The sequence below is a fragment of the Terracoccus luteus genome (assembly GCF_003635045.1).
In the GTDB taxonomy this organism is placed as follows: domain Bacteria; phylum Actinomycetota; class Actinomycetes; order Actinomycetales; family Dermatophilaceae; genus Terracoccus; species Terracoccus luteus.
In genome coordinates this window covers 364,293-384,822 of sequence record NZ_RBXT01000001.1, presented here as the reverse complement: position 1 = coordinate 384,822, position 20,530 = coordinate 364,293, and the positions used below count along the sequence as shown (strand labels likewise).

The window sequence follows — 20,530 nt, the reverse complement described above, 5'->3', positions numbered from 1 at the left end:
GACGGTTGTGACCACTGAGAACCTGTGGGATCGCTGCGGCCCCTGCCCGTTTCCTCCGGATTTCGCGACCCCGGGCAATTCCCCGAGGGCGGGTCCCCGCTCAGACTCGGAGGTAGCGACGCAGCGTCAGGGACGAGGTGAGCACGGCGAGCACGACCACCCCGCCGACGATGAACGGCGCCACGAGCAGCACGTCCGAGACCCCGATGAAGGCGGTGTCGGTGAGGGTCTCGCTGAGGAACCCGACGACGCCGTACCGGACCGTCGCCCAGAGCATCCCGGTCGCGAGCACCGCCCCCGCGACGGCCGCGATGACCGTCTCCATGACGAAGGGGAAGCGGATCGTGAAGTTCGAGGCACCGACGAGCCGCATGATCCCCGTCTCGCGCCGTCGGCTGAAGGCGGTCTGGCGGATCGTCGTGGAGATGAGCATGACCGCGGCCAGCACCATGAGCGAGCTGAGCGCGATGGCCGCCCAGCTGATCGTGTTCATGAAGGTGAAGAACTTCTCGAGCAGCTTCTTCTGGTCCTGGACGTCGGCCACCCCCGGCATCCCGCGCAGCGAGCTGGCCACGACGTCGAACTTGCCCGCGTCGTTGAGGTTGACCCGGTAGCTGTCGGCGAAGTACGCCTCGCCCGCGCGGGCCAGCGGCGAGTTCTTGTACGTGTCCTTGAAGCGGGTGAAGGCCTCGTCGCGCGACTCGTAGAAGACCTCCTTGACCGTCGGCTTGAGCTGGTCGAGCTCGGCCTTGATCGCGGCGCGCTGGGCGTCCGTCGTCGGCTCACCGGCGCAGGTGGTGTAGCGCGTCTTCTCGGCGCACAGCAGCACCGTCACCTGGACGCGGTCGTACCAGTAGTCCTTCATCGTGTCGACCTGTCGCTGACCGAGCAGCCCGAGACCGAGCAGGTACATCGAGATCATCGTGACGATGACGACCGAGAGGGCCATCGAGAGGTTGCGGCGCAGACCGTTGCCGATCTCACCGAGCAGGAACTGGAGGCGCATGGTGGCAGGCCGTTCTCGTGCGGGTCAGTGGGCGGTCGTGGCCGGGGAGGTCGCCGCGCCGCGGCGGCGACGGAACAGGCCCACCCGCTCGCGGGGCGCGTCGGCGTCACGTCCGATGGGGGCGAGCTCACCGGCATCCTCGTCGGCATGCTCGTCGGCATCCTCGTGGGCACCGTCACCCTCGCCGACCTCCGAGGAGCCGGCGGATGCCGGGGCGGCGGGCTCGGCGAGCCCGTCGTCGTAGCCGTCGGGCACCTCGGGCTCCGGGACCACGCCGGCAGTCAGGGTCCCGTCGGGGCCGACGTGGACGCGCGGGATGCTGCCCGTCGTGTACTCCCCCGCCTGCTGGTCGCGGATGAGCACGCCGTCGACGAGCTCGATGACCCGCTTACGCATGGCGTCGACGGTGGCGGTGTCGTGGGTGGCCATGACGACCGTCGTGCCGGTGCGGTGGATGCGGTCGAGCAGCTGGACGATCTCGAGGCTCGTCGCCGGGTCGAGGTTGCCGGTCGGCTCGTCGGCGAGCAGGATCGGCGGCCGGTTGACGAAGGCGCGGGCGATGGCGACGCGCTGCTGCTCACCGCCCGAGAGCTGGTGCGGCAGGCGCTTCTCCTTGCCCGCGAGCCCGACGAGCTCGAGCGTCTCGGGCACCGTCTGGCGGATCCGCGAGCGCGAGCTGCCGAGCACCTGCAGGGCGTAGGCGACGTTCTGGAAGACGGTCTTGTTGGGCAGGAGGCGGAAGTCCTGGAAGACGCAGCCGATCTCGCGGCGCAGGGCCGGCACCTTGCGGTCGGGCAGCCGGGCGAGGTCGCGGCCGGCGACGAGGACGCGGCCCTGGCTCGGGTCCTGCTCGCGCAGGACGAGCTGGAGCATCGTCGACTTGCCCGAGCCCGACTTACCGACGACGAAGACGAACTCCCCGCGGGGGACCTCGAGCGAGACGCCGTCGAGGGCGGGGCGCTTGGTCTTGGGGTACGTCTTGGTGACGTTCTCGAAGAGGATCATGACGGGCGGGACCTTCGTTCAGGGCACTTCTCGGCGGGCGCCGCCACGGCGGGCCGGCCGGGCGGCGTCGCTGCGGGGGCCGCCCGGGGCGGCAGGGCCGCGCAGCGTCTTCGAGGCTACGGGCCGCACGGGGCGATCCCCCGGCACCACGACGTCACCGGCGTGGCGGCCGCGCGCACGACCGGCCGGACGCTCTGAAGCCGGCCACCCGGCATCCGGTCAGTCGGCGGAGCGCTTGCTCTCGATCTGCCAGCGGATGCCGGCCTCGATGAAGCCGTCGATGTCGCCGTCGAAGACGGCCGTGGGGTTGCCCGTCTCGAAGTCGGTGCGGAGGTCCTTGACCATCTGGTACGGGTTGAGCACGTACGAGCGCATCTGGTCGCCCCAGCTGGCCTTGACGTCGCCCGCCATCTCCTTCTTCACCGCGGCCTCCTCGGCCTTGCGCTGGAGCAGCAGGCGTGACTGCAGCACGCGCAGGGCGGCGGCGCGGTTCTGGATCTGGCTCTTCTCGTTCTGCATCGAGACGATGATGCCGGTGGGGATGTGCGTCATGCGCACGGCCGAGTCGGTCGTGTTGACGCTCTGCCCGCCGGGGCCGCTCGAGCGGAACACGTCGACCTTGAGCTCGTTCTCGGGGATCTCGATGGAGTCGTCGCTCTCGATGAGCGGGATGACCTCGACCGCGGCGAAGCTCGTCTGGCGCCGACCCTGGTTGTCGAACGGGCTGATGCGCACGAGGCGGTGGGTGCCCGCCTCGACGTTGAGGTGCCCGAAGGCGTACGGGACGTTGACCTCGAAGGTGGCCGACTTCAGGCCCGCCTCCTCGGCGTAGGAGGTGTCCATGACCTTGGTCGGGTAGCCGTGCCGCTCGGCCCAGCGCAGGTACATGCGCATGAGCATCTCGGCGAAGTCGGCGGCGTCGACGCCACCGGCACCCGAGCGGATGGTGACGACGGCCTCGCGCTCGTCGTACTCCCCGGCGAGCAGGGTGCGCACCTCGAGCTCGCCGACGTCCTTGCGCAGGGCGCGCAGGTCGCGCTCGGCCTCGTCCATCGTCGCCTGGTCGGACTCCTCGGTCGCCATCTCGACGAGCACCTCGAGGTCGTCGATGCGGCTGTCCATGCCGACGACCCGGTCGCGCTCGTTGTTGGCCCGGCTCAGCGCGCTCGTCACCTGCTGCGCCTTGTCCGGGTCGTCCCAGAGGTCGGGGGCGCTGGCCTGCTTCTCGAGCTCGGTGATGCGCAGCGCGAGCGCGTCGAGGTCGGTCACCCCGCGCACGGAGTCCATGGTCGCGCGGAGGTCCTTGAGCTCTTGGGTGAAGTCGACAGCCACAGTCGGCCAGCCTACGGCAGTGGCAGACCGGCCCCGTCCAGCGGTGACGGGGCCGGTCCCGGGGTCAGCAGGTCTTGGCGGTCGTGGTCGTCGAGGTCCAGCCGCACGTGTGGACGGTCGTGCCCCGGCTGTCGCGCAGGTACGCGGTGTCGCCGGTGTTGTTCCAGACGTACCAGGAGCGGTTGTAGTACCGGTGGGTCTGCGACGCGGTCCCCTTGCCGGTGTGCACCGTGACCGTCGCCTTGGCGCCGAGGGTGAAGGTCGGGAACGTGTAGGTGTAGCCCGTGACGTCGCGCAGGGTCCACCCGGTGAGGCTGCGGGCCGTGGTCGTCGTGTTCGTGATGCGCACGTACTCGGCGTTGAGGCTCGTCGCGCTGCCGGTGTCCGAACCCGGGGAGTCGAAGTAGACGTAGCTGATCTTGACGGCGGGGGTGGCGGCGCCGGCGACCGGGGCGGAGGCGAGGGCGACGGGGAGGGCGGCGACGGCGCACGTGGCGGCGACGGCGCCCAGACGGTGGGTGAGATGCATGGTGTGACCGTAGTGCCGGAAATGCGCCGCACGATCCACTTTCGCCGAAACTCGTCGAAAGTGGTCTGGGCCTGTCCGGTCGCCCGCCACGGCTGGGAAGAGTGCACGACGAGGATGCCGGGCGCTACGGTCGCAGCAGCCGTGACCGACCCGCGCCTCCGGGCTCGGCGCGGTAGCGGACCCGGACCGGACGACGCACGGAGGCCGACGTGGAGCAGCCGACCGAGACCCCCATGACGCCCGACCCCGACGCGGTCTGGGGACCGCCGGCCGACACCGACGCGGAGCGCGCACGCTGGCAGGGTGCGATCGACGCCGCGCTCGCCGACGGCACCCTCGAGCTGCGCCGGAGCACGACGCCGTTCGTGCTGACGCTGACCGGCGCGTGCCCCCGCTGCGGTCACCCGATGACGCAGACCGTCGAACGCGACGTGCCGCGGGGGTTCGACGCCGGCGGACGCACGGGCTCCGACGGAGCGGGCCGGCGCCCCGTCGTCGAGGTGCGGCTCAACGTCGACTGCACCTGCCCGTCAGCGCACCCCGGCCGCCCCGCCGGACGCCTCGGCTGCGGGTGGGGCGGACCGCTACCGGTGACCCTGAGGACCCCGTGACCGCCGGCCGTGCCCGCCGGGCCCCGAGCGAGGAGTGACGATGGACGAGGTCGAGTACTGGAAGGCCCAGGTACAGACGCGCAACCGTGAGCGCCTGACGACGGTGACCCGCGCCGCCACGGCCTGGTCGGGGGTGTTCGCCGGGCTGCTCACGCTCTTCGCGGCCGTGACCTTCGCGGGCGGGCTGACACCGGTCGATGCCCTGCCGGGGCCGTGGGCGGGGGTCGTGCGGACCCTCACGGTGCTGGCGCTGCTCGCCGCGCTCGCCTCGACCGTGCTGACGGGCCGGGCCTCGGGCGCGGCGCTCTCGACGACCAACGACAGCACGTGGGACGGCCAGCGCGACTGGGTCGCGGGTCAGGCCGCGACCGCGTACGCACGCCTGCGGCTCGGCCGGGCCCTGGGGCTCGCCGCGGTCGGGCTCGTCGCCCTGCTCACGGTCGTCGCGGTCGTCGCGCGCCCCGGGGCCGCCGTGCCCACGGTCGTGGTCGTCGTCGACGGCACCGCCCGGTGCGGCGAGCTGCAGCGCGAGGGCGACGCGCTGACCCTCGGCGGCACCGCCCTGACGCGGGTGTCGTCGCTCACCGTCGTCGACGGCTGCCCGTGACGCCCGCCCCACCGACCGGGGGTGACGCGGTCACCCGGCCACCCGGCATCCCGGGCGGGTCGGCGTCGGGAACTGGCCTCTCGACGGGTCACGGGGTGTCGGGAAGTGGCCTCTCGACGGTCACGCGTGTCGGCACGTGGCCTCTCGACGGTGGCGGGGGTCAGCGGGGGACGCGCCAGCCGGCGAGGAGGGCGCCGATGCGGTCCTCGACGGGTCGCGGCGACGTGCCCGAGTAGTTGCTGATGACGGCGAAGATGTAGCCCCGCCCGTCGGCGCCGGTGACGTAGCCCGCGAGCGCGGTGACGTAGCCGTAGAGGGTGCCGGTCTTGGCGCGGAGGCTTCCGGCGGCCGGGGTGCCGCGCATGCGGTCGGTGAGGGTGCCGCCGTTCCAGCGCATCGGGTCGGTGCCGGCGATCGGCAGCGCCGCCTTGAGCGTCGGGAACCACGACTGCGTCGGCATCTTCTGCAGCAGTGTGACGAGCTGGTAGGGCGTGAGGCGGTCGCTCGTCGACAGTCCGGACCCGTCGGCGAGGCGCGAGCCGGTCATCGAGACGCCGAGGCCCGACGCGTAGCGCGAGATGGCGGCGGTGCCGTCGGCCCAGTTGCCGGGCCGTCCGTACCGCGCGCCGATCGTCTTGGTGATGACCTCGGCGTGGCCGTTGTTCGACAGCTTGAGGAAGGGCGTGAGCAGCTGGCCCAGGGTGAGGCGTGAGCTCGTGCGTGAGTACAGCACCGTACCGGCCGTCTTCGTCATGCGTCCGTAGCCGCCGTCGACCGTGATGCCCACCTTCTGCAGCTGCAGCCGCAGCACCGACGCCGCGTAGGCGCCGGGGTCGTTCACCGTGACCCACTGCTTGGCCGCCGCCCGCCCGAGCGGCACCTGCCCGCCGAGGGTGATGGTGTTCGTGCCGTTGGCGCGGGTCGCCGTGAATGACGACGAGGTGCCGGATGCCGACGTGCGGGCGTTGTTGACGATGCGGACGTAGGGCGCGGCGCTGGCGGGCGTGACGGTGTAGCGCACCGCCGAGCCCGAGCTGCTGCCCGGCGAGTACGTGACGATGATCGTGCCGGCGTCGTAGTCGGTGTCGGGCGAGAGGCTGAGCGCGCTGATCTGCGCGGCGTAGTACTGCGAGAGGTAGCTCGTCGACCACGTCGGGTTGTAGCGCTGGTCGTCGAAGAAGGTCGTGTCGGCCATGATGCTGCCGGCGATGCGCGTGACGCCCTTCGCCTTGAGCGAGGCCGCCGTCGTCGGGAGGTCGCTCTCGAGCAGCGTGGGGTCGCCGTAGCCCTTGAGGTAGAGGTTGCCGGGCACCACTCCCCCGGTTCGCATGGGCCAGGTCCACACCTCGGTCGGCCAGCGGTAGCCCGACCCGAGGATGGCCATGCCGGCCGCCGCGGTGAAGAGCTTGAGGGTCGAGGCCGGCGCGAGCGGCACGGTCGACGAGCCGGTCCAGACGACCCCTCCGGTCTTGGCGTCGACGATGCGCAGGCCCTTCTTCGTCGACGCGGCCGCCATGGCCGGGTCCTGCATGAGGGTGGAGATCCGCGCCGCCAGCGCGCTGTCGTCGGCCACCACGGCGGGCGCCACCGCGGGCACCACAGCAGGCACGGCGGGAGCGGCCCCCACCGGCGCGGCGGCCCCGACGAGGGCGGTGACGGTGACCACGACGGTGGCGGCGAGGGCGCCGACGGCGGCTCGCGGGTGACGGCGACGGGACATGACGGCTCCTCGGCAGGGACTGCGAGCGTGAGGCGGGTCCGTGCCGGGTGGCCGGCCCGCTCACCGTCACTGCAGACTAGCCGTCGTCGTCCCTTTTATGGGCCTTGGTCCCTCGTGACCTTTTCACTGGTCCCGCGACCTCGAGACCGGCTCGAGAACGACGCCGGGCCCGGCCCGCGCACGAAGCGCGAACCGGGCCCGGCGGCATCCCCTCACGGGGACGCTCTCACCTCACGGTCAGAACTTGTCGAGACCCAGGGCCTCGTCGTCGAGGCGGATGGCCTCGCCCGTGCCCGCACCGAAGCCCGCGTAGTCGTACGCGTCGTAGTTCGGCAGAGAGTACATGGCGGCCTTGGCCTCCTCGGTCGGCTCGACCTTGACGTTGCGGTAGCGGGGCAGGCCCGTACCGGCCGGGATGAGCTTTCCGAGGATGACGTTCTCCTTGAGGCCGAGCAGCGGGTCGCTCTTGGCCTCCATGGCGGCCTGCGTGAGCACGCGGGTCGTCTCCTGGAACGACGCGGCGGAGAGCCACGACTCGGTCGCGAGCGAGGCCTTGGTGATGCCCATGAGCTCGGGACGTCCGGCGGCCGGACGGCCACCCTCGGCCATGACCTTGCGGTTCTCCTCCTCGAAACGACCACGCTCGGCGAGCTCGCCGGGCAGCAGGTCGGCGTCGCCGGCCTCGATGATCGTCACGCGACGCAGCATCTGGCGCACGATGACCTCGATGTGCTTGTCGTGGATCGACACACCCTGCTGGCGGTACACGCGCTGCACCTCGTCGACCAGGTGGGTCTGGGCCGCACGCGGGCCGAGGATGCGAAGGACCTGCTTGGGGTCGATCGCGCCCTGGACCAGCTTGGTGCCGACCGTCACGTGGTCGCCGTCGGCGACGGCGAGGCGAGAGCGCTTGCTCACCGGGTAGGCGTGCTGCTCGGAACCGTCGTCGGGCGTCAGCAGGATGCGGCGCGCCTTGTCGGTGTCCTCGATCTCGATGCGACCGGTCGCCTCGGCGATCGGGGCCACGCCCTTGGGGGTGCGGGCCTCGAACAGCTCGACGACGCGGGGCAGACCCTGCGTGATGTCGTCGGCCGCCGCGGCGCCACCGGTGTGGAAGGTACGCATCGTCAGCTGCGTGCCGGGCTCACCGATCGACTGGGCCGCGATGATGCCGACGGCCTCGCCGATGTCGACGAGCTTGCCGGTCGCGAGCGAACGGCCGTAGCACTTCGCGCACGTGCCGACGCGGCTGTCACAGGTGAGGACCGAGCGGACCCGCACCTCGTCGACGCCGGCCGCGTAGAGCGCGCCGATGACGACGTCACCGAGGTCGATGCCGGCCTCGGCGAGGACGGTCCCGTCGGGACCCTCGACGGCCTCGGCCAGCGTGCGGGCGTAGACCGACGCCTCGACGACGTCGTTGAGCGTGCGCGTGCCGGTGACCTCGTTGACCGAGGCGATCGGCAGCTTGAGGCCGCGCTCGCTGCCACAGTCGTCCTCACGGATGATGACGTCCTGGCTCACGTCGACGAGACGACGCGTGAGGTAGCCCGAGTCGGCGGTACGCAGCGCCGTGTCGGCCAGACCCTTGCGGGCACCGTGCGTCGAGATGAAGAACTCGAGCACCGTGAGGCCCTCACGGAAGTTCGCCTTGATCGGGCGCGGGATGATCTCGCCCTTCGGGTTGGCCATGAGGCCACGCATGCCCGCGATCTGGCGGATCTGGAACCAGTTACCACCCGCACCCGAGGACACCATCCGGTAGATGGGGTTCGTGCGCGGGAAGTTGACCTCCATCTCCTTGGCGACCTGGTTGGACGCCTGGGTCCAGATCTCGACGAGCTCCTGGCGGCGCTCGTCGTCGGTGATCAGACCACGCTCGTACTGGGTCTGGACCTTCGCGGCCTTCGTCTCGTAGCCCTCGAGGATGTCCGTCTTGTTGCCCGGCGTCGTGACGTCGGAGATCGCGACGGTGCAGCCCGAACGGGTCGACCAGTGGAAACCGGCCTCCTTGAGCGCGTCGAGCGAGGCGGCCACCTGCACCTTGGAGTACCGCTCGGCGAGGTCGTTGACGATCGCCGAGAGGCTCTTGCGGTCGACGGGGCTGTTGATGAACGGGTAGTCCACCGGCAGCGTGTCGTTGAAGATGGCCCGGCCCAGGGTCGTCTCGAAGGTGATGCTCGGGACGAGGCCGTCGTCACCCGCGGTGACGCCCTCGGGCAGCTCGAACCCGGCCGGCGGCACGGCATCCGTCAGGCGCAGCGTGATCGTGCTGCCGAGCAGGATCTCGCCCCGGTCGAAGGCCATCCGGGCCTCCGACGGCGACGAGAACGCACGCCCGGCACCGATGCCCCCACCGTCGACCGCGTCGGTCAGGTGGAAGATGCCGGTGATCATGTCCTGGGTCGGCATGGTGACGGGGCGACCGTCGGCCGGCTTGAGGATGTTGTTGCTCGAGAGCATGAGGATGCGGGCCTCGGCCTGCGCCTCGGCCGACAGCGGCACGTGCACGGCCATCTGGTCACCGTCGAAGTCGGCGTTGAAGGCCGAGCAGACGAGCGGGTGGATCTGGATGGCCTTGCCCTCGACGAGCTGCGGCTCGAAGGCCTGGATGCCGAGGCGGTGCAGCGTGGGTGCACGGTTGAGCAGCACGGGGTGCTCGGTGATGACCTCTTCGAGGACGTCCCACACGACGGCGCGGGCGCGCTCGACCATGCGCTTGGCCGACTTGATGTTCTGCGCGTGGTCGAGGTCGACGAGCCGCTTCATGACGAAGGGCTTGAAGAGCTCGAGCGCCATCTGCTTGGGCAGGCCGCACTGGTGCAGCTTGAGCTGCGGGCCGACGACGATGACCGAACGGCCGGAGTAGTCGACGCGCTTGCCGAGCAGGTTCTGGCGGAAACGCCCCTGCTTGCCCTTGAGCATGTCGGACAGCGACTTCAGCGGACGGTTGCCCGGGCCCGTGACGGGCCGGCCACGACGGCCGTTGTCGAAGAGGCTGTCGACGGCCTCCTGCAGCATCCGCTTCTCGTTGTTGACGATGATCTCGGGCGCGCCGAGGTCGAGCAGTCGCTTGAGGCGGTTGTTGCGGTTGATGACGCGGCGGTAGAGGTCGTTGAGGTCCGACGTCGCGAAGCGGCCACCGTCGAGCTGCACCATCGGGCGCAGGTCCGGCGGGATGACCGGGATGGCGTCGAGCACCATGCCGGTCGGGTGGTTGGTCGTCATCTGGAAGGCGTTGACGACCTTGAGCCGCTTGATGGCGCGGGTCTTCTTCTGGCCCTTGCCGGTGGCGATGATCTCCTGCAGGAGGTCGGCCTCGGCGTCCAGGTCGAAGCTCTCGAGGCGCTTCTGGATCGCCGCGGCGCCCATCCCGCCCTCGAAGTAGAGGCCGAAGCGGTCACGCATCTCGCGGTAGAGGATCTCGTCGCCCTCGAGGTCCTGGACCTTGAGGTTCTTGAACCGGTCCCAGACCTGCTCGAGCCGCTCGACCTGCTGGTCGGCGCGCTTGCGGATGTTGTTCATCTCGCGCTCGGCCTGGTCGCGGATCTTGCGCTTGGCGTCGGCCTTGGCACCCTCGGCCTCGAGCTCGGCGATGTTCCGCTCGAGCGTCTGGGCGCGGGTCTCGACGTCGGAGTCGCGACGGTTCTCGATCTCCTTCTTCTCGGCCTGGATCTGGGCCTCGAGCGAGGGCAGGTCGGTGTGACGCTGCTCGTCGTCGACGGACGTGATCATGTAGGCCGCGAAGTAGATGACCTTCTCGAGGTCCTTCGGCGCGAGGTCGAGCAGGTAGCCGAGGCGGCTCGGCACACCCTTGAAGTACCAGATGTGCGTGACGGGGGCGGCGAGCTCGATGTGGCCCATCCGCTCACGGCGCACCTTGGCGCGGGTCACCTCGACACCGCAACGCTCACAGATGATGCCCTTGAAGCGGACGCGCTTGTACTTGCCGCAGTTGCACTCCCAGTCCCGGGTGGGGCCGAAGATGCGCTCGCAGAACAGGCCCTCCTTCTCGGGCTTGAGCGTGCGGTAGTTGATGGTCTCGGGCTTCTTGACCTCGCCGTGGCTCCACTGGCGGATGGACTCCGCAGTGGCGAGGCCGATGCGAAGCTCGTCGAAGAAGTTGACGTCGAGCACGTAAGTCCTTCTCTCGTGTCTCTTGCTGAAATCTGGGGTCTGAGTGGGGGTGCGGTGCGAGGGGGCGGATGCCGGCCGGCCGGGCCGACCGGCATCCGCTCACGTTCGCGAGGGGGCCTTCTCAGACCTCTTCGACGCTGGACGGCTCACGCCGGCTCAGGTCGATACCGAGCTCCTCCGCCGCGCGGAAGACCTCTTCGTCGCTTTCCTTCATCTCGATCGTCGTGCCGTCGCTGCTCAGGACCTCGACGTTGAGACACAGCGACTGCATCTCCTTGAGGAGGACCTTGAACGACTCGGGGATGCCGGAGTCGGGGATGTTCTCGCCCTTGACGATGGCCTCGTAGACCTTCACGCGGCCGGGGACGTCGTCGGACTTGATCGTCAGCAGCTCCTGCAGCGTGTACGCCGCGCCGTACGCCTCGAGCGCCCAGACCTCCATCTCACCGAAGCGCTGGCCACCGAACTGGGCCTTACCGCCGAGCGGCTGCTGGGTGATCATCGAGTAGGGACCCGTCGAGCGAGCGTGGATCTTGTCGTCGACGAGGTGGTGCAGCTTGAGGATGTACATGTAGCCGACGGCGACCGGCTCCGGGAACGGCTCGCCGGAGCGGCCGTCGAAGAGGCGGGTCTTGCCGGAGGCGTCGATGAGGCGGACGTCGTCGCGCGTCTTGAGGGTCGAGTCGAGCAGACCCGTCACGACGTCCTCGGACGCACCGTCGAACACCGGGGTGGCGACGCGCGAGCCGGGGGCGGCCTCGTGGGCGTCGGGAGCGATCTCCTTGGCCCACTCGGGCTCGCCCTCGATCTTCCAGCCGCGGCTGGCGGCCCAGCCGAGGTGCAGCTCGAGGATCTGACCCAGGTTCATCCGTCGCGGCACACCGTGCGGGTTGAGCACGACGTCGACGGGCGTGCCGTCCTCGAGGAACGGCATGTCCTCGACCGGCAGGATCTTGGAGATGACGCCCTTGTTGCCGTGACGGCCGGCGAGCTTGTCACCGTCGGTGATCTTGCGCTTGTTGGCGACGTAGACGCGCACGAGCTGGTTGACGCCCGGGGGCAGGTCGTCACCCTCGTCGGCGCGGAACTCCTTGACGCCGATGACGGTGCCGGTCTCGCCGTGGGGCACCTTGAGGCTCGTGTCGCGCACCTCGCGCGCCTTCTCACCGAAGATGGCGCGCAGCAGGCGCTCCTCCGGCGTCAGCTCGGTCTCGCCCTTGGGCGTGACCTTGCCGACGAGCAGGTCGCCGTCGCGGACCTCGGCGCCGACGCGGATGATGCCGCGCTCGTCGAGGTCGGCCAGGACCTCCTCGGAGACGTTCGGGATGTCCCGGGTGATCTCCTCGGGGCCGAGCTTGGTGTCACGGGCGTCGACCTCGTGCTCCTCGATGTGGATCGAGGAGAGGACGTCGTCCTGGACCAGGCGCTGGCTGAGGATGATCGCGTCCTCGTAGTTGTGGCCCTCCCACGACATGAACGCGACGAGCAGGTTGCGCCCGAGCGCCATCTCGCCACCGTCGGTCGCGGGACCGTCGGCGATGACGCCGCCGGCCTCGAGCCGGTCACCCTCGTTGACGAGGACGACCTGGTTGTAGCTCGTGCCCTGGTTGGAGCGCGCGAACTTCGCGATCGGGTAGGTGCGGTAGGTGCCGTCGTCGGCGGCGACGGTGACGAGGTCGGCCGCCACCTCCTGGACGACGCCCGCCTTCTCGGCGCGGACGACGTCGCCCGAGTCGAGGGCGGCGCGGAACTCCATGCCGGTGCCGACGAGCGGGGCCTCGCTCTTGACGAGCGGGACCGCCTGACGCTGCATGTTCGCGCCCATGAGGGCACGGTTGGCGTCGTCGTGCTCGAGGAACGGGATCATCGCGGTCGCGGCCGAGACCATCTGGCGCGGCGAGACGTCCATGTAGTCGACGTCCTCGCCCGGGATGAGCTCGACCTCGCCGCCCTTGGTGCGCACGAGCACGCGCTCGTCGACGAAGTCGTTGCTCAGGTCGAGCGGCGCGTTGGCCTGCGCGACGACGAACTTGTCCTCCTCGTCGGCGGACAGGTAGTGGATCTCGTCGGTGACGTGACCCTTCTCCACCTTGCGGTACGGCGTCTCGATGAAGCCGAAGGCGTTGATCCGCCCGTAGCTCGCGAGCGAGCCGATGAGGCCGATGTTCGGGCCTTCCGGCGTCTCGATCGGGCACATGCGGCCGTAGTGGCTGTGGTGGACGTCGCGGACCTCCATCTGCGCGCGGTCACGGGAGATACCACCCGGGCCCAGCGCGGACAGACGACGCTTGTGCGTCAGACCCGCGAGCGGGTTGTTCTGGTCCATGAACTGCGAGAGCTGCGAGGTCCCGAAGAACTCCTTGATCGAGGCCACCACGGGGCGGATGTTGATCAGGGTCTGCGGGGTGATCGCCTCGACGTCCTGGGTCGTCATGCGCTCACGCACGACGCGCTCCATGCGCGAGAGGCCGGTGCGCACCTGGTTCTGGATGAGCTCGCCGACCGAGCGCAGGCGACGGTTGCCGAAGTGGTCGATGTCGTCGACCTCGACGCGGACGTCCGTCTGCTCGCCGTCCTTCGTCCCGGTCATCGAACTCTGGCCGTCGTGCAGCGTCACGATGAACTTGATCGTCGCGACGATGTCGTCGATCGCGAGGGTCGAGTCGTTGATCGGCGCGTCGAGCCCGAGCTTCTTGTTGACCTTGTAGCGACCGACCTTGGCGAGGTCGTAGCGCTTCGGGTTGAAGTAGAGGTTGTCGAGCAGGTTCTGCGCGGCCTCCTTGGTCGGCGGTTCGCCCGGACGCAGCTTGCGGTAGATGTCGATCAGCGCGTCGTCCTGGTTCTGGATGTGGTCCTTCTCCAGGGTCAGGCGCATCGAGTCGAAGTCGCCGAACTCCTCGAGGATCTGGGCCTCGGTCCAGCCGAGGGCCTTGAGGAGCACTGTCACCGACTGCTTGCGCTTGCGGTCGACGCGGACGCCGACCATGTCGCGCTTGTCGATCTCGAACTCGAGCCAGGCACCGCGGCTGGGGATGATCTTCGCGGTGTAGATGTCCTTGTCGGACGTCTTGTCGGGCGTGCGCTCGAAGTAGACGCCCGGGCTGCGGACGAGCTGGCTGACGACGACACGCTCGGTGCCGTTGATGATGAAGGTGCCGCGCTCGGTCATGAGCGGGAAGTCGCCCATGAACACCGTCTGGCTCTTGATCTCGCCGGTCGTGTTGTTCATGAACTCCGCCGTGACGAACAGCGGCGCGTCGTACGTCTGGTCGCGCTCCTTGCACGACTCGATCGTCTTGCGGGTCTCCTCGAACCGGTGGTCGCGGAACGACAGCGACATCGAGCCGCTGAAGTCCTCGATCGGGGAGATCTCCTCGAAGATCTCCTCGAGACCGGAGCGGTCGGGGACGTCGGTACGGCCGTCGGCCTTGGCAGCGGCCACACGGGCCTGCCAACGCTCGTTGCCGAGGAGCCAGTCGAAGCTCTCCGTCTGGAGGGCCAGGAGGTCAGGGACCTCGAGGGGTTCGCGGATCTTCGCGAAGGACAGACGCCCGGAGGGGGTCTGTGCGGTGGACATGTTCGTCGCAGTACGCGCGGCAGCCAAGGAGGGTCCTTCCACGGGCCTTTTCTCGAATCTTCGTCTGTGCCACCGCATGACGCCGTTCACGTGACCCGGATCAGTCCGAGGTGCCGGAGGGCACGCCGGAAGGACTGAAGCAAGGGTCGCGCGGAGACATGGGCAGCGCAAAGGCCTAGCCTACCGTCAGAGGGCAGGAGTGTCCAGCCGGGTCAAGAGGCGGAGGCAGGAGCGGCGGTGTCTGACACCGCACGCAGCTCGACGCCCTCCCGGACCGGGAGTTCGTGGTGAACGCGACGAATATGGCCCGGCGCGGGCTCCGCGTCAAGGGCTGCTCGCGGATCGGCGCGTCGCGGACGCCGTTTCCGGGTGTTTTTTCGGGCCGAACCCCCCGTTTCCGGGCGCCGGACGCAGCGCGGAGACCGACGGATGCCGGGTCCCGCGGCCGGGCGACCGCCCGTCCTACAGTGGCGGCCAGGGCCCCCACGGGCGAGGTGACGAGCGAGAGGCACACCGGTGTCGGACCAGGACCAGCCGCACGACGCGAACGACCCGCAGGGCCGGCCGCAGGAGCGGGGGGCGTTCGGCGCGCCGCCAGGAGGGGCCTCCGGGGCCGGGGGCGCTCCCCCGCCGGCGCCGTACACCCAGGGCATGCCGACCGTGCCCACCCAGCCGGTCCAGTCCACCCAGCCCACCCAGCCCGTCGGCCCGGGGCAGCCGGGCTCGACCCCGCCGGGCCCCTTCGGCCAGCAGGGCCCGTCCGGTGGTCCGGCCGGCGGCCCGACGGGAGGCGGCTGGGGAGGGGCGGGCGCGTCAGGCCCCGGTTCGTCCGGCGGCCGGCAGGGCGGGTCACCGACCGCCCAGGTGCAGTCCCAGGTGCAGGACATCGCCGGCGACGGCGGCAGCTTCTTCAGGGCCCTCTTCGACTTCTCGTTCACGCACTTCGTCACGCCGATGCTCGTGCGCTTCGTCTACCTGCTCGCGACCCTCGCCCTCGGGGCGGCGTGGCTCGTGTGGCTCGTCGCGGCGTTCGTGCAGAACGTCGGCCTCGGGCTCGTCGTGCTGGTCCTCGGCCCGATCGTGCTCGTCATCTACCTCGCCCTCATCCGCATGACCCTCGAGTTCTACATCTCGGTCGTGCGCATGAGCGAGGACATCCACAAGCGCCTCCCCCAGGCCTGACCCCCCGACCTCACGCCGTCGAGTGGCCACGTCCCGACGGACGCACCCGTCGAGAGGCCACGTCCCGACGTCGGGACGTGGCCTCTCGACGGTCCAAGGGTGTCGGGAGGTGAGTCAGAGGCGGGGCTGCTGCTGGGTGATGCAGTGGATGCCGCCGCCGCGGTCGAAGAGCGGCCGGGCGTCGACGCCGACGACCGTGCGCCCGGGGTAGGCGGCCCCGAGCAGCTCGAGCGCCTCGGTGTCGTTCTCGTCGCCGAACGTGCAGGCGACGACGCCGCCGTTGACGACGAGGTGGTTGAGGTAGCTCCAGTCGACCGGCCCCCCGTCGTCGGCGAGGGTGCGGGGCGCGGGCACCGGCAGCACCTCGAACCGCTCACCCCGGGCGTCGCGGGCGTCGGCGAGCACCTCGCGCAGCCGCTCCGTGACCGCGTGGTCCGGGTGGGCCGGGTCGCGCTGGTCGTGCAGCAGCAGCCGGCCCGGCGAGGCGATGGTGGCCACGATGTCGACGTGGCCACGGGTCCCGAACTCGTCGTAGTCGCGCGTGAGCCCCCGCGGGAGCCACACGAAGGCGGTCGCCCCGATGGTGCGGGCCAGCTCGGCCTCGACGTCCGCGCGGGTCAGGCCCGGGTTGCGCCCGGGGTCGAGCTGCACCGTCTCGGTGAGCAGCACGGTGCCGAGCCCGTCGACGTGGATGCCGCCGCCCTCGTTGACGAGGTCCGAGCCGATGCGCTGCGCCCCGGCCAGGTCGGCGACGAGGGCGCCGACGCGGGCGTCGTGCTCCCAGGTGGCCCACGCCTGGGCTCCCCAGCCGTTGAAGACCCAGTCGACCGCCCCGAGCAGCGGCCCGTCGGGGGCGTCGTCGCACCGGACGAAGGTGGGGCCGATGTCGCGCATCCACGCGTCGTCGAGCGGGGCCTCGACGAGCTCGACCTCCACGGGTAGCCGCCGCATGGCCAGGTCACGGTCGCCCGGCGTGACGAGCATCCGCACCGGCTCGAACCCGGCCACCGCGGCGGCGACGGCCGCCCACGTGTCGCGCGCCACGTCGGCATCCGCCGTCGTCCCACCCAGGGTGTAGCCGGCGGACGGCCACGCCATCCACGTGCACTCGTGCGGGTCACCCTCGGCCGGCATCCGCCAGCGCAGGTCGCTCACGAGGCGTCGGCGCGGCGGTGCTCGGGGCGCACGGGCTCGGTGAGGGCCGCGTAGGAGTCCGGGCGCCGGGTCGACAGGAACGGGAACAGCTCGAGCCAGTCGCGGCGCTGCGCGAGGTCGAGGTCGGCCACGAGCACGGCGTCCTCGTCGCGCGGGGCCTGCACGAGCACCCGACCGTAGGGGTCGGAGATGAACGAGCTGCCGTAGAAGGTGATGAGCCCCTCGGTGCCGTGGCGGTTCGGCACGACCATGAACAGGCCGTTGGCGATGCCGTTGCCGACGATGACCTGCTGCCACAGCGGCTGCGTGTCGAAGTCGGGGTGGTCCGGCTCGGAGCCGATGGCGGTCGGGTAGCAGAGCACCTCGGCGCCGGCGAGGGAGTAGAGGCGGGCCACCTCGGGGAACCACTCGTCCCAGCACGTCGGCAGGCCGAGGCGCACGTCGACGCCGGCCTCGGGCCGCTCGAGCGTGACGACCGGGTAGGCGTCGGCGGCCGGACCGGGCCGGAAGTACTTGTCCTCGTAGTAGCCCGCCGTCACCGGGATGTGCGTCTTGCGGGTGCGGGCCACGACCTCGCCCTCCGGCGAGAGCACGACGGCGGTGTTGAAGCCGAGCCCGTCGTCGCCCCGTTCGGCGGCGTCGGGCGACGCGGCGCGCTCGTACAGGGAGGCGTGCACGAAGACGCCGTGCTCCATGGCGGCCTTGCGGGCGAAGGTCACCGTCGGGCCGCTCCCGAGGTCCTCGGCCGTCGCGCTCGGGGTGCCCTCGGGCAGGGTGTCGGCGGGGTAGCGCGAGAGGGTCAGCTCGGGCAGGAAGACGATGCGGGCACCCGCCTCCGCCGCCGTCCGGATGCCGTCACGCAGCGTCGCGACGAGCGCGTCGCGGTCCGGCTGCCACGCGTGCTGGACGAGGGCCACGCGCACGGGGCCACCCTCGGGCGGCTCGACACGGGCTGGGGACTCGGGGACGCCGTCGGCCTGGATGAGTTTCACAGGGCGCAGTATGCCCGAGCCCCCTCGAGGCCCGAGTGGCTCCACGGGCCCCGGCTGAGCTCCCGTCGGCCTAGCTGCGGTAGTCGATGTCCGAGTCGAGCTGGTCACCGTCGATGCGCAGGGTCAGGCCCCGGACGGCGTGGTTCTCGGGCAGCTCGTTGAGCCGCGCGAGCGCGGCGTTGAGGCGCTCGAAGGTCTCGGGGGTCGGCACCGGAGGGGCGCCGTCGGCGTTGCCGGACAGGCCGGTGACCCGGTGCTGCTCGTCGAGCTGCAACGTCACCGTGAGCCGCTCCACCCCGGCCGAGCGCTGCTGCTCGATGCCGCTGCGCAGGGTGCCGGCGACCTCGGGGAGGACCTCCCCCATGAGCACCATCGGTGGCGGGCCGTCGCCCGCGACGTCGGCCGGGTCGACCGGCTCGGGCGTCTGCGGGTCGGTGCCGGCTCCCGGCGCGGCCCCGGCGCCCGCGGCCGCGTCGACCGCCGCCTGCGCGGCCGGGTCGGGCCGGTCCACGGGGGCCGGCACCTCGCCACCGGCGCTGTCCCGCCCGTCGACGTCGCGCGGTGCCTCGGCCTCGTGGGTGTCGGCCTCGTGCGTCCCGGCCGGCGCCCCCGCGGCGGCCGGCCCGTCCGCGGTGGCCGGCGACCCGGCATCCACGTGCCCCTCGCTCAGCAGGCCGACGGCGGCGTACTCGATCTTCGCGAAGTCGACGGCGTCGTCCTGCGCGAGGCTCGGGTCGATGACGTAGGCGATGTTGACGGCGAGGTCACGCATGCCGGGGTGCAGCTGCTGGCCGACGAAGCGGGCGCACAGCAGCAGGGCGTGCACGCGCACCATGGGGCGGCCGCGGCGGTCCTCGACGAGCTGCTCGGCGGGCACCCGACCCCGGTCGAAGGTGTCCGCGGGGTAGAAGTGCAGGGGCCGCTCGAGCACCATGAGCGAGTAGTCGGGCCGGTCGGGCCCGGGCATGAGCCGGTAGAGCTCGCCCTGCAGCGGCAGCTGCCACGTGAGCTCCTGCGGCGCCTGGTCGAGCTCGGTGACACGCACCCGGGGTCCGTAGCGGCCGGTGTCCGGAGCGGACGGTGACGCGCCCGGCGCGACGCCTGCCCCGGCACCGGTCGGAGCCGTCGGCGACCCCTCCGTCAGGGGACCGGCTGCGGTGTCGGGGTGGGTCTCGGTCGACTGCTGCTTGCGGGAGAACCAGGCCATGACGTCAACGTACCCGGCTGTGCCGTGACGGCCCTGCCGCGCCCGTTCGGGCTACCGTGGCGAGGTGACGACCCTGAGCAAGGACGCTCCCCCACTCGACGACCTCGCGGCGCAGCTGCCGCCCGGGGTCCTCCTGCGCGAGGCCGACGCCGTCGAGAAGTACCGCCGCGACTGGACCCGGTCGGAGGCCGCCGGGATGCCGGTCGCGGTCGTCCGCGCGGAGACCGCCGAGCACGTGCAGACCGCCGTGCGCTGGGCCGCCGCGCACGCGGTCCCTATCGTTCCGCGGGGCGCCGGCAGCGGGCTCTCGGGCGGCTCCTGCTCCGTCGACGGCTGCCTCGTCGTCAGCACGGAGCGCATGCGCACCATCGAGATCGACGTGCCCACCCGCACCGCGGTCGTCCTGCCGGGGGCCCTCAACGTCGAGGTGAAGCGGGCGGCCGCCGAGCACGGCCTCTGGTACCCGCCCGACCCGTCGTCGTTCGAGATCTGCTCGATCGGCGGCAACGTCGCCACCAACGCGGGCGGCCTGTGCTGCGTCAAGTACGGGGTCACGACCGACTACGTGCTCGGCCTCGACGTCGTGCTCGCCGACGGGTCGCTCGTGCGCCTCGGCGGACCCCGCATCAAGGACGTCGCCGGCCTCTCGCTGCTCAAGCTCTTCGTCGGCAGCGAGGGCACGCTCGGCATCGTCACCCGCGCCGTCCTGCGCCTCGTCCCGGCGCAGCCGCCGGTCGCGACCCTCGTCGCCACCTTCGCCACGGTCGAGGCCGCGGCGGCCTCGGTCGTCGCCATCGGTGCGAGCACGCGCGCCTCGATGATGGAGCTGATGGACCAGGCCTCCGTCAACGCCGTCGAGGACCACCTGCCGATGGGCCTGGACCGCTCGGCCGGCGCGCTGCTCATCGCCCAGTCCGACTCCCCCGGCGCCGCGCGCACCGCCGAGATCGAGCTCATGCAGCGCGAGTGCGAGGCGCACGGGGCCACCGAGTGCTTCGTCACCGACGACCCGCAGGAGGGAGAGATGTTCGCCGCCGCCCGCCGCGCCGCCTTTCCCGCCATCGAGCGGCGGGGCGCCCTCATGCTCGAGGACGTCGGCGTCCCGGTGCCCCTGCTGCCCGAGCTGCTCACCGGCATCGCCGCCATCGCCGAGCGGCTCGACGTCGAGATCCCGACGGTGGCCCACGCCGGCGACGGCAACACCCACCCGATCATCGTCTACCCGCGCGGTGACGAGGCGGCACGCGAGCGGGCGGCCGCCGCCTTCGCCGAGGTCATGCACCTCGCCATCGGCCTGGGCGGCACGATCACCGGCGAGCACGGCATCGGCCGGCTCAAGCGCGACGCCCTCCCCCTCCAGCTCGGCGACGACGTCATGGCCCTGACCCACCGCATCAAGGCGGCGCTCGACCCGCAGGGCATCCTCAACCCCGGCGCCGGTTTCTGACCCGGCCGGCCCTCCGCCCGGCC

Annotated in this window: 14 protein-coding genes; 4 read left to right on the top strand and 10 right to left on the bottom strand. The window is 71.2% G+C overall.

The features are described 5' to 3' along the window. Window positions 1-100: 100 nt before the first annotated feature. The 4 genes from ftsX to DFJ68_RS01860 form a co-directional block, all read right to left on the bottom strand. The gene (ftsX, locus tag DFJ68_RS01875) at window positions 101-1,006 is read right to left on the bottom strand and encodes a permease-like cell division protein FtsX (RefSeq protein ID WP_121030566.1); all 906 of its coding nucleotides are present in this window, start codon (window positions 1,004-1,006) and stop codon (window positions 101-103) included. Between the two features lie 24 nt (window positions 1,007-1,030). Continuing rightward, window positions 1,031-2,011, bottom strand: a complete 981-nt coding sequence (gene ftsE, locus DFJ68_RS01870; RefSeq protein WP_121030564.1) for a cell division ATP-binding protein FtsE — start codon at window positions 2,009-2,011, stop codon at window positions 1,031-1,033. A gap of 219 nt (window positions 2,012-2,230) precedes the next feature. After that, window positions 2,231-3,343 (bottom strand): peptide chain release factor 2, encoded by a 1,113-nt coding sequence (gene prfB / locus DFJ68_RS01865; protein ID WP_121030562.1) that lies wholly within the window; start codon window positions 3,341-3,343, stop codon window positions 2,231-2,233. Window positions 3,344-3,407: 64 nt separating this feature from the next. After that, window positions 3,408-3,872 (bottom strand): lamin tail domain-containing protein, encoded by a 465-nt coding sequence (locus DFJ68_RS01860; RefSeq protein WP_121034979.1) that lies wholly within the window; start codon window positions 3,870-3,872, stop codon window positions 3,408-3,410. 209 nt (window positions 3,873-4,081) lie between these two features. Here DFJ68_RS01860 and DFJ68_RS01855 point away from each other — a divergent pair, with 209 nt between their 5' ends. Beyond that, window positions 4,082-4,483 (top strand): hypothetical protein, encoded by a 402-nt coding sequence (locus DFJ68_RS01855; RefSeq protein ID WP_121030560.1) that lies wholly within the window; start codon window positions 4,082-4,084, stop codon window positions 4,481-4,483. A 40-nt stretch (window positions 4,484-4,523) separates the two neighbouring features. Then, window positions 4,524-5,090, top strand: a complete 567-nt coding sequence (locus tag DFJ68_RS01850) for a hypothetical protein (protein ID WP_121030557.1) — start codon at window positions 4,524-4,526, stop codon at window positions 5,088-5,090. Window positions 5,091-5,250: 160 nt separating this feature from the next. Here the strand turns inward: DFJ68_RS01850 and dacB are convergent, their stop codons facing one another. The 3 genes from dacB to rpoB form a co-directional block, all read right to left on the bottom strand. Next, complete coding sequence (gene dacB, locus DFJ68_RS01845) at window positions 5,251-6,810, bottom strand: D-alanyl-D-alanine carboxypeptidase/D-alanyl-D-alanine endopeptidase (RefSeq protein WP_121030555.1); 1,560 nt, start codon at window positions 6,808-6,810, stop codon at window positions 5,251-5,253. Between the two features lie 237 nt (window positions 6,811-7,047). Continuing rightward, window positions 7,048-10,947 carry a DNA-directed RNA polymerase subunit beta' gene (locus DFJ68_RS01840; RefSeq protein WP_121030553.1) on the bottom strand — a complete coding sequence of 1,300 codons (3,900 nt, stop codon included), beginning with the start codon at window positions 10,945-10,947 and terminating at the stop codon, window positions 7,048-7,050. A gap of 121 nt (window positions 10,948-11,068) precedes the next feature. After that, entirely contained in the window at window positions 11,069-14,551 is a 3,483-nt protein-coding gene (rpoB, locus tag DFJ68_RS01835) for a DNA-directed RNA polymerase subunit beta (RefSeq protein ID WP_121030551.1), read from the bottom strand. A gap of 489 nt (window positions 14,552-15,040) precedes the next feature. On the opposite strand from rpoB, the gene DFJ68_RS01830 reads away from it, so the two are divergent. Next, on the top strand, window positions 15,041-15,706 hold the full coding sequence (locus DFJ68_RS01830) for a DUF4282 domain-containing protein (RefSeq protein WP_121030549.1): 666 nt from the start codon (window positions 15,041-15,043) through the stop codon (window positions 15,704-15,706). 114 nt (window positions 15,707-15,820) lie between these two features. On the opposite strand, the gene DFJ68_RS01825 is transcribed toward DFJ68_RS01830, so the two are convergent. The 3 genes from DFJ68_RS01825 to DFJ68_RS01815 all read right to left on the bottom strand — a co-directional run bounded on the left by DFJ68_RS01825 (window position 15,821) and on the right by DFJ68_RS01815 (window position 19,060). After that, entirely contained in the window at window positions 15,821-16,852 is a 1,032-nt protein-coding gene (locus DFJ68_RS01825; protein ID WP_121034978.1) for an agmatine deiminase family protein, read from the bottom strand. Window positions 16,853-16,857: 5 nt separating this feature from the next. Continuing rightward, window positions 16,858-17,853, bottom strand: a complete 996-nt coding sequence (locus DFJ68_RS01820; protein ID WP_121030547.1) for a nitrilase-related carbon-nitrogen hydrolase — start codon at window positions 17,851-17,853, stop codon at window positions 16,858-16,860. A gap of 70 nt (window positions 17,854-17,923) precedes the next feature. Continuing rightward, complete coding sequence (locus DFJ68_RS01815) at window positions 17,924-19,060, bottom strand: hypothetical protein (RefSeq protein ID WP_121030545.1); 1,137 nt, start codon at window positions 19,058-19,060, stop codon at window positions 17,924-17,926. A 64-nt stretch (window positions 19,061-19,124) separates the two neighbouring features. Between DFJ68_RS01815 and DFJ68_RS01810 the strand changes: the two genes are divergently transcribed. Further along, a complete protein-coding gene (locus DFJ68_RS01810) occupies window positions 19,125-20,507 on the top strand; it encodes an FAD-binding oxidoreductase (RefSeq protein WP_308331354.1) in 1,383 nt (460 codons plus the stop codon). Window positions 20,508-20,530 lie beyond the last annotated feature (23 nt).